Annotated in this window: 3 protein-coding genes; all 3 read left to right on the forward strand. The window is 71.5% G+C overall.

Translation table 11 applies throughout. The features are described 5' to 3' along the window. The coding region (locus tag AC07B0_RS40320) for a methionine adenosyltransferase domain-containing protein (protein WP_478900607.1) at positions 1-141 on the forward strand (141 nt) is incomplete at its 5' end. Between the two features lies 1 nt (position 142). Beyond that, the gene (locus AC07B0_RS40325; RefSeq protein ID WP_469385103.1) at positions 143-1,126 is read left to right on the forward strand and encodes a carbohydrate kinase family protein; all 984 of its coding nucleotides are present in this window, start codon (positions 143-145) and stop codon (positions 1,124-1,126) included. After that, the coding region (locus AC07B0_RS40330) for a homocysteine S-methyltransferase family protein (RefSeq protein WP_478900605.1) at positions 1,123-1,814 on the forward strand (692 nt) is incomplete at its 3' end. The genes AC07B0_RS40325 and AC07B0_RS40330, both read left to right, overlap by 4 nt.

Raw genomic sequence — 1,814 nt, forward strand, 5'->3', positions numbered from 1 at the left:
GCGATCATCCGTGACCTGGACCTGCTGCGGCCGATCTACGCCCAGACCGCCGCCTACGGCCACTTCGGCCGCGAACTCCCCGACTTCACCTGGGAACGCACCGACCGCGTCGACGCCCTGCGCACGGCCGCCGGGGCCTGACATGCGCATCGCTGTCACGGGATCCATCGCGACCGACCATCTGATGACCTTCCCCGGCCGGTTCGCCGAGCAGCTGCTCGCGGACCGGCTGGACCGGGTCTCCCTGTCGTTCCTCGCCGACAGCCTGGATGTGCGGCGGGGCGGGGTGGCGGCGAACATCACGTTCGGCTTGGGCGTACTGGGACTGCGCCCGCTGCTGGTGGGCGCGGTGGGAGCGGACTTCGAACCGTACCGGGTGTGGCTCAAGGACCACGGAGTGGACACCGACTCCGTGCGCGTGAGCGAGACCCGGCACACCGCCCGCTTCGTCTGCACCACCGACCGGGAACAGAACCAGATCGCCACCTTCTACGCGGGCGCCATGGCCGAAGCCCGGGAGATCGACCTGCGGGAGATCGTCGCCCGCTGCGGACGGCCCGACCTGGTGCTCGTCTCACCGGACGACCCCGAGGCCATGCTCCGCCACACCCGGAACTGCCGCGAGCTGGATGTTCCGTTCGCCTCCGACCCCTCGCAGCAACTGGCCCGCCTGACCCGGTCCGAGGTACGGGAACTGGTCGACGGCGCGCACCGGCTGTTCACCAACGAGTACGAGTCCGCCCTGCTCTGCGAACGGTCCGGACTCACCGAGGAGCAGGTCCTCCGACGGGTCGGCTCCTGGGTCACCACCCACGGCGAGGCCGGCGTACGGATCCGGGCCGTGGACCGCCCACCGCTGACCGTCCCGGCGGTGGAGGTCGCCGAGGTCGTCGACCCCACCGGCGTCGGAGACGCCTTCCGGGCCGGATTCCTGGCCGGGACGGCCTGGGGCGTACCCGAGCGGTACGCGGCCCAGCTGGGCTGCGCGGTAGCGGCGACCGTACTCGACCACGCCGGCACCCAGGAGTACCACCTGTCCCGGGAGCCACTGCTGGCCCGGCTCCGCTCCGCCTACGGCCCGGCGAGCGAGACGGAACTGTCCGCACATCTGAGGGGGCTGGAATGACACGCTTGCTGCGGGAGGAACTCGCCACCCGCGTAGTGGTCGCGGACGGGGCGATGGGGACCATGCTCCAGGCCGCCGACCCGACGATGGACGACTTCCTCGGGCTGGAGGGCTGCAACGAGATCCTCAACGTCACCCGCCCCGACATCGTGCGGTCCGTGCACGACGCGTACTTCGCCGTCGGCGTGGACTGCGTCGAGACCAACACCTTCGGCACCAACCTGGCCGCCCTCGCCGAGTACGGGGTGGAGGAACGGGTCTACGAGCTCTCCGAGGCGGGCGCCCGGATCGCCCGGGCCTCGGCGGACGGCTTCACGGCACAGGACGGCCGCCCCCGCTGGGTGCTGGGCTCGATGGGCCCCGGCACCAAGCTGCCCACCCTCGGACACGTGGAGTACGAGCCCCTCCGCGAGGCCTACCAGCAGAACGCCGAAGGCCTGGTCCGGGGTGGTGCGGACGCACTGCTCGTGGAGACGTCCCAGGACCTCCTCCAGACGAAGGCCGCCGTCATCGGCGCCCGCCGCGCGCTGGACCGGTGCGGGGCGGCAGACCTGCCGCTGATCGTTCAGGTGACCGTGGAAGCGGCCGGCGCGATGCTGCTCGGTTCGGAGATCGGTGCGGCGTTGACGGCGTTGGAGCCGCTCGGCATCGACATGATCGGCCTGAACTGCGCGACCGGTCCGGCCGA

It is taken from the genome of Streptomyces sp. NPDC044704, from assembly GCF_056433525.1.

Coding starts and splice junctions, on each gene's coding strand:
- AC07B0_RS40325 (WP_469385103.1), top strand. CDS start 143: ATGCGCATCGCTGTCACGGGATCCATCGCGACCGACCATCTGATGACC.